The sequence below is a fragment of the uncultured Campylobacter sp. genome, from assembly GCF_937890585.1.
Classification (GTDB): domain Bacteria; phylum Campylobacterota; class Campylobacteria; order Campylobacterales; family Campylobacteraceae; genus Campylobacter_A.
This window is the reverse complement of the sequence record NZ_CALACG010000193.1, coordinates 1-7,014: the sequence shown is the minus strand read 5'-3', so window position 1 is coordinate 7,014 and position 7,014 is coordinate 1. Positions and strand designations below refer to the sequence as shown.

The window sequence follows — 7,014 nt, the reverse complement described above, 5'->3', positions numbered from 1 at the left end:
GCCTCCAGCATCAACCCTTCTTCGTTTGAAAAATGATATTTTGTATAATTAACAAGTTCTTCAAACAAAGGTATCATATCACTTAAAACGGTATTTTGTATAGCAAGTTTGTTTCCTAAAGAGTTGATTATTTCAACCAAATATCTATGTTCCGAATCAACTTGTTTAATATTTGTTTCAAATTCCCTTCCCCAAGCAAATACGACTTGTTGCGCCATTTTACTACTCCCTGCATAGCCAACTTAATTGCGCTTTATTTTATTTTAATATAACTTATATATAAATGAATTTTTGCTAGCAAGGATGTTAATTTATTCTTTAAATATAAATTTATATTTAAACCAAAATTTCCCTCTGACCTTTTGCATTAACTGGGCTTAAAACACCCATTTTTTCCATCTGTTCGATTATATTTGCAGCTTTGTTGTAGCCTATCTTTAAGCGTCTTTGTAGGTAACTGATCGAGGTTTTTTGCTCGCTTAAAATGATCTCTTTTGCCTCTTCATATAGCTCATCAAGCTCATCTTCGCCTAGCACGCCAGCAGCCGAGCCGGCACTAGAGCCCTCTTCTGCTAGAAATTTCTCATCATAGATCACATCTTGTTGCTCTTTTAAAAAATTTACGATTGTCTCGATCTCTTTTTCACTTGCAAATGGCGCATGCAGTCTGATCACTCCAGGACTTCCAGGAGGCGTAAATAGCATGTCTCCTCGTCCCAGCAAGCTTTCAGCTCCCATTTGATCAAGGATGACCTTACTATCGATCCTTTGCCCTACTCTATAGCTTATCCTGCTTGGTAAATTTGCCTTTATAAGGCCAGTCACGACGTCGACACTTGGACGCTGGGTAGCCACTATCAAGTGTATGCCACTAGCCCTTGCCATCTGTGCTAGACGGCCTATGTAAAGCTCCACATCTTTGCCGCTAGTCATCATAAGATCGGCTAGCTCATCGATGATCACGACGATGTATGGAAACTGCTCGCCGCCTTCACTCTTCATCTTTTCGTTGTAGCTCTCTATATTTTTTGTGCGAGTTTGGCTCATTATCTTGTATCTTCGCTCCATCTCAGCGACCATGTTTGAAAGCGCTGTGATCGCCTTTTTAGCCTCTGTGATAACAGGCGTCAAAAGGTGTGGGATGTCGTTATATATGCTAAATTCAAGCATCTTTGGATCGATCATCATTAGGCGCAAAGTTTGTGGGCTATTTCTATAAAGCAAGCTTAAAAGCATCGCATTTATACCCACACTCTTGCCTGATCCAGTTGTTCCAGCGATTAGTAAGTGAGGGAGCTTTTTAAGGTCAGTCACAAAAGGAGCGCCTACGATATCCTTGCCAAGAGCCATGGTTAGCGGGCTGCTAGCATTTTTAAATATCTCGCTCTCTAAAATTTCTTTTAGATAGATCGTCTCTAAATTTTGATTTGGCACCTCGATACCAACGACATCTTTGCCAGGGATCGGCGCTTGGATACGGATCGTTTGAGCCTTTAGTGCCATAGCTAGGTCATCTTGTAAAGTGAGAATTTTACTAACTTTTATGTGCGGGGCTGGGCGAAACTCAAATGTCGTGACGATAGGGCCAGTGTAGGTTCGCACCACGTCGCCATCTATCTTAAATTTGCGCAGTTTATCGAGTAAATTTGAAATTTGCTGGTCGATCTCGGCCTCATTTATATTGTGCGAGCGCTTTGGAGGGTCGTTTAGAAATTTAAGTGGCGGCAAGACAAAGTCTTTTGGCTTTTCGACCTTGCCGCGCTCTATCTGATCAAGAAGCTTTTTGTTTTCGGCCACTTCATTTAAAATTTCAACCCCACCTATGGTTGCAGGTCTGCTCTCTTGTGCTGGCTCCATCTCTGGCTCTGGTTCAAATTCTGGCTCACTATCTAAATTTGGCTCGTCGTCATTTAATACCTGCGCGTCTATAAGCTCTTCTTCTTTTATCTCTTCTACTTTTGGCTTTTTACGCTCGATCTTTGGAATTTGCTTTGGTTTTATCTCTTTTAAATTTCTACTCTCTTCGTAGCTTTTTGGCTCTCTATCAACAAAAGCCTTTCTTAAAACGATGATGAAATTCTCCCTAAAAGCAAGACCAAGCGAGATGATAAATATCATAAGTATAGCAACAGCAGTGCCGATAGCGCCGATGACTTCTTTTAGTGCTGAGACTATAAAGCCACCTATCACGCCACCATTTGCTCCAGAAGTGCTTAGGGCTTGAAACATCAAAAATGCCATAAAAAATAGAAAAATCCCAACTACAAACTGGGCAAAATCAAAGTCAAATTTCTTAAAATTTTTATATACAAAATAGCCCAAAACGATAAGTAAAAATGGATAAACATAGGCTACAAGGCCAAAATACTTGATATTAAAAACGCCAAGGCTTTGTCCAAGCGAGCCTACAAAGTCAGCAGTCGGAGCGGCCGTAGCGATACCAAAATATACAAAAATGCAAACAAAAATAGTAAATAATATATGTCGTAAAATCTTAGATCCTTTATAAAAAAGGCTTATTATAGCACGCCAGAGTTTAATTTTTAAAAAATCAGCAAGCCAGGCCTGCTGATTTAAATTTTAATTTAAGTAGTTTAGTAAGCTTAGTTGGTTTATCTTCGCGCTTGCTTGAAGTGTCGCTTGATATGAGAGTGTAAGCTGTGTAAATTTAAGATATGACTCCGCATAGTCTGCGTCTATGACGTCATTTTTAACGCTTAGTACATTTACTTTCATTATCTCTGCGCGCTCTTTTGTCGATGTCAAAAGCTTGGTTTGAGAGCCGATCTTTGTAAGCTCTTTGTTTGCGTGGTCTATCAGGTGATCAAGCCTTTTTAGAGCGCCCTGCATGCCGGTATTTCGCGGATCGTGGTTCTCAGAGTCAGCTCTATAGTAGCCATTTCTAACAGCATATATCATATCGTCAAGGTCTTGAAAGACGCTTGTGCTTGGCTCATCGATCGTTAAAGCGTTATTTTCATTAAAGCTAAAAACAGAGCCCTTTCCTTGAGCGTGACCAGCAACTCCGGCTGTATTCATACCAGTGCTATCTCCGTCAAATTTATCGCCATTTTTTGCGTCATACATAGTAACTTCGATGTTTGTGACTGATTTTGTCTTATCAGTTAGCACCATCCTGCCACGATCGTCTAAATTTACCTCTACCGCACCTCTTGTTTTGTCAATAGCCTCTTTATAGGCATCATGGTTTCGCTTTCTATCTACTTTTTCTGCGTCTGTGTCAAAATTCGCATTTTCTGGACCAACAGGTGGGTTAGGTATATTGTCACTTGCTGCCATTGCGACGATATCCATTAGCTGGCGATATGTAAAGTCGCTTGCATAAGTTCTATATTCACCAAATTCATCTGAGTTATAAACTGATAAAGTTCTAGGTCCTGTAACCACACCAGCAGCTGTTGTTGATTTTATTTCAAACTGCACAGGGGTGTTTATGCCACCTGCTTCGCCCATTTTTACTGTGATGTCGTATCTTGTGCCAGTAATTGATTTTACTTGAATACCTATCTCTTGTCCATCGATATTAAAAAGCTCCCTCTTTCTAGCGTCAACATCTCTTGGGTATAAATTTCTATTGTAGCTCTCTTTTGTGCCAGAGACCTCGCTTAGTTTTGTCTGATCAGTCGCGTATTCGCCAGTTTTTCTAGCAACTTGTGGTAAATTTGCTACTAGCTCGTTATCTTTTCGCTCAAATCTAACCTTGTCATAGTCAAATGCGTTTGTTAAATTTCCATCTTTATCAAGATATTTGCTCTTTGTAAATTCAGTGATATGGATGGTTTTTGGCACAGCATCTGCCATACGTTCAAGTGCCTTTAAGGAATTTATGGTATCAAGCGCCGTACTTGGAGCGATAGTATCACGATCAGCCGCCACAGAAGTAGCTGCAACCATGTGAAAGTCTATAGTTTGATTACCTTTAGTAAGGTCTTTTATATTAAATTGTCCGTCGTTATTTATGCTCACATCGACAACTTTTGTTGTCTTTGTGTTGCCAAATTCCATGCCGATCTTCTCCATCAAACCAGCCATTGAAGTGTCCGCACTCATCTTAAATTTACTAGTAAATGTCGTGCCATCAGGCTTTTTGCCCTGCATAAAAAAGTATGTGTCAGGGAAATTTACATTTGAAGTATCCAAAAAGTCATAATCAGGCTCGATCGTGCCTTTGTAAGAGCCGTCGCTTCCCACAACTGAGTCAGTAGCATAGTTTAGACCGATCATATTTTTTATCTTGCTATTTTCGTCAAGATATTTTGGCGCATAAGAGATGTCAGTTCTAGTTTGATCAGCTAGCATCACGTTTGTTGTTAAAATTTTGTTGTAGTCGCCATCTTTTCCTAAAAATAGGTCAAATCCTGGGATATTGTAAGGTATCTCAACCTGTGCGCCGGCTGAAGTTTTCATATAGTCGCGGTTGCCTTGATATTTGCCAGAGCCATCTATCGGCTTGGTATCTACGGCGCTTCCAGAAAATAAAAACTGCCCATTTATAGATGTATTTGCGATATTTACAAGGTGGTTTTTGATGCCCTGAAGGTCGTTTGCCAAAGCTTCAAGAGAGGTTGTGCTATGCACGTCGCTCGCTGCTTGAACGACTTTTGTTTTAAAATTTTCTAGTTGTTTTTCAAATGACTGCAGTGCATTGTCTGTATTTTTTGCAAAATTTACAGATTTGCCAGTGGCGTCAACGACCTGGGTAAGCGTAGTAGCCTCATAGTCAAGCCTCATCGCATCATTATAAACCGCGGCTCCGTCATATGGGTCTTGAATTTTCAAGCCATTTGAGAGTTGCATATAGCTTTTATTTACACCAGCCATATTTTTTTGATAGTCGTGCAAAGTCTGATTAAAACGTAGTTGATTTGTAATTCTCATAATTTTTCCCTAAATTTTTATTCACTCTAAGCAAGAATAATTCCGCTTTGTGATATATCGGTGAAAATTTGATTTTTTTTAGTGCAAAAAAGTTTTATTGTATAATCTGCCAAAATTTACATATATAAAATAGGTAAGAAAATGGCATTAAAAATTCTCTTCTCGCCAAGCGAGAGTAAAATTTCTCTAAACACGAGCGATAAATTTGATTGTAAAAATTTGATATTTTCTGAGCTTTTTAGCAAAAGGGCTGAAATTTTAAAAAGATATGATGAGTTTTTAAAAAGGGCAAATTTAGACGAGATAAAAAAACTTTTTGGATTAAAAGAGCTTGAGGATAGCGAGCAGCTGCGAGAAAGTCTATCTAAAAAAGGGAGCATAAAAGCTATCTTAAGATATGACGGAGGTGCCTATAAGCACCTAAACTACCGCGGACTAAGCGATGACGCTCAAAAATATATAGATAATAATGTTTTGATCTTTTCAAATTTACTTGGGCCTATTTTGGCAAAAGATGAGATATTTGAGTACAAACTAAAGCAAGGCGAAAAGCTAGCTGGCTTTGATATTTGTAAATTTTATGAGCAAAATTTTAGCAAAGCAGTCGATAGCTTTTTAGAAAATGATGAAATTTTAGATCTTAGGGCTAAATTTTATGAAAAATTTTATGAGATCAAAAAAGATTACACGACATTTTGCTTTTTAAAAAATAAAAAGATATTAAGCCACCATGCAAAAGCTTATAGAGGTGAGGTTTTGCGCCAGATCGCAAATGCTAAAGTGACAAACAAAGATGAGCTAATGGCTCTAAATTTTGAAAATTTAAAGCTTGTAGATATGAAAAAGATAGGGCTAAAAAACGAGCTTACGTTTGAAATTTGTGAGTGAAAGTTCAAATTTTGGTCTTTTTTACTAAAAAAATGCAAAAAAAGAGCTAAATTTAGGGAAAAAGTATTGTATTTTTTTTTAAAAGAGTGTAGAATTGCCGCATAACTTCTTAAAAGGATGGTTCATGAAAAAAGCTGAATTTATTCAAGCTGTTGCCGACAAGGCTGGTCTTTCAAAAAAAGATACTCTAAAAGTTGTTGATGCTACTTTGGAGACAATCCAAGCGGTTCTTGAAAAAGGCGATACAATTAGCTTTATCGGCTTTGGTACTTTCAGTACTGCTGACAGAGCTGCAAGGAAAGCTAGAGTTCCTGGAACTAAGAAAGTAATCGACGTTCCTGCTAGCAAAGCAGTCAAATTCAAAGTTGGCAAAAAACTTAAAGAAGCAGTTGCTGCTGGCGCTGCTAAAAAAGGCAAAAAGAAATAATTTTCTTTTTCGGGGAGCAAGTCTCCCCTTTTTCTCTACTCACAAATCTAAAATTTCAATCTCAACTTAGCCCGAGTGGTGAAACTGGTAGACGCGTCAGACTCAAAATCTGATAAGGGCAACCTTGTGTCGGTTCGAGTCCGACCTCGGGCACCATTATAAAATATCTTAAAAAATCCAAAGACATACAAAAACATATAAAAGAACCTACAAAAGGGAATTTTATATATATTTTAAAACATATAAAGACATATATCGATATATATAAAAATCCTTGCAAGTAATTATTTTTTACGGAATAATAACGGAGTAAGAGAAAAACATAAAAAGGAACTCCGTAAAAAATGCCAAAAATACCAAAACCGCTAAGCGATATGGAGATAAGAGCGCTAAAACCAAAAGACAAAATTTATAAAAAGTGTGATGGCAGAGGACTATATATTTTTATAAATCCAGATGGTCGCAAATATTTCGCACTAGAATACAAAAGCCCAATAGACCAAAAGATAAAACGCATAAATTTAGGCGATTATCCTAGATATACCCTAGCAATGGCGAGAGATGAGCGATTTAAAATGGATCAAAAAATAAGAGATGGTATAGACATCAAGATAAAAACTAAAAGAGATGAAGAAGCAAATTTTAAAGCTATAACACAAAAATGGCTAGATATAAAATCGACATCAGTATCACAAGACACTATAGAAAAGAGTACAAGACGTCTTGAACGATATATTTACCCCTACTTTGAAAATTTGGACATAAGAGATATAAGCGTCGATGACGTGATAGGTGTTTTA

At 37.7% G+C, this 7,014-nt stretch carries 6 protein-coding genes and 1 tRNA gene; 4 read left to right on the top strand and 3 right to left on the bottom strand.

Translation table 11 applies throughout. The features are described 5' to 3' along the window. From Q0296_RS05695 to Q0296_RS05685, 3 genes are all read right to left on the bottom strand, one after another. The coding region (locus tag Q0296_RS05695) for a hemerythrin domain-containing protein (protein ID WP_298037834.1) at nucleotides 1-218 on the bottom strand (218 nt) is incomplete at its 3' end. A gap of 118 nt (nucleotides 219-336) precedes the next feature. Further along, a complete protein-coding gene (locus Q0296_RS05690; RefSeq protein WP_298037837.1) occupies nucleotides 337-2,457 on the bottom strand; it encodes a DNA translocase FtsK in 2,121 nt (706 codons plus the stop codon). A 123-nt stretch (nucleotides 2,458-2,580) separates the two neighbouring features. Beyond that, nucleotides 2,581-4,899 (bottom strand): flagellin, encoded by a 2,319-nt coding sequence (locus Q0296_RS05685; protein WP_298037830.1) that lies wholly within the window; start codon nucleotides 4,897-4,899, stop codon nucleotides 2,581-2,583. Between the two features lie 141 nt (nucleotides 4,900-5,040). Here Q0296_RS05685 and Q0296_RS05680 point away from each other — a divergent pair, with 141 nt between their 5' ends. From Q0296_RS05680 to Q0296_RS05665, 4 genes are all read left to right on the top strand, one after another. Next, nucleotides 5,041-5,787 (top strand): YaaA family protein, encoded by a 747-nt coding sequence (locus Q0296_RS05680; protein ID WP_298037827.1) that lies wholly within the window; start codon nucleotides 5,041-5,043, stop codon nucleotides 5,785-5,787. A gap of 124 nt (nucleotides 5,788-5,911) precedes the next feature. Beyond that, entirely contained in the window at nucleotides 5,912-6,214 is a 303-nt protein-coding gene (locus tag Q0296_RS05675) for an HU family DNA-binding protein (RefSeq protein ID WP_087583205.1), read from the top strand. Nucleotides 6,215-6,283: 69 nt separating this feature from the next. Beyond that, a tRNA-Leu gene (locus Q0296_RS05670) sits at nucleotides 6,284-6,370 on the top strand. Nucleotides 6,371-6,558: 188 nt separating this feature from the next. Further along, the coding region (locus Q0296_RS05665; protein WP_298037823.1) for an integrase arm-type DNA-binding domain-containing protein at nucleotides 6,559-7,014 on the top strand (456 nt) is incomplete at its 3' end.

What these genes read in the sequence shown, in the direction of transcription:
- Q0296_RS05685 (WP_298037830.1), bottom strand. Translation starts at nt 4,899, where the DNA reads ATGAGAATTACAAATCAACTACGTTTTAATCAGACTTTGCACGACTAT.
- Q0296_RS05680 (WP_298037827.1), top strand. Translation starts at nt 5,041, where the DNA reads ATGGCATTAAAAATTCTCTTCTCGCCAAGCGAGAGTAAAATTTCTCTA.
- Q0296_RS05675 (WP_087583205.1), top strand. Translation starts at nt 5,912, where the DNA reads ATGAAAAAAGCTGAATTTATTCAAGCTGTTGCCGACAAGGCTGGTCTT.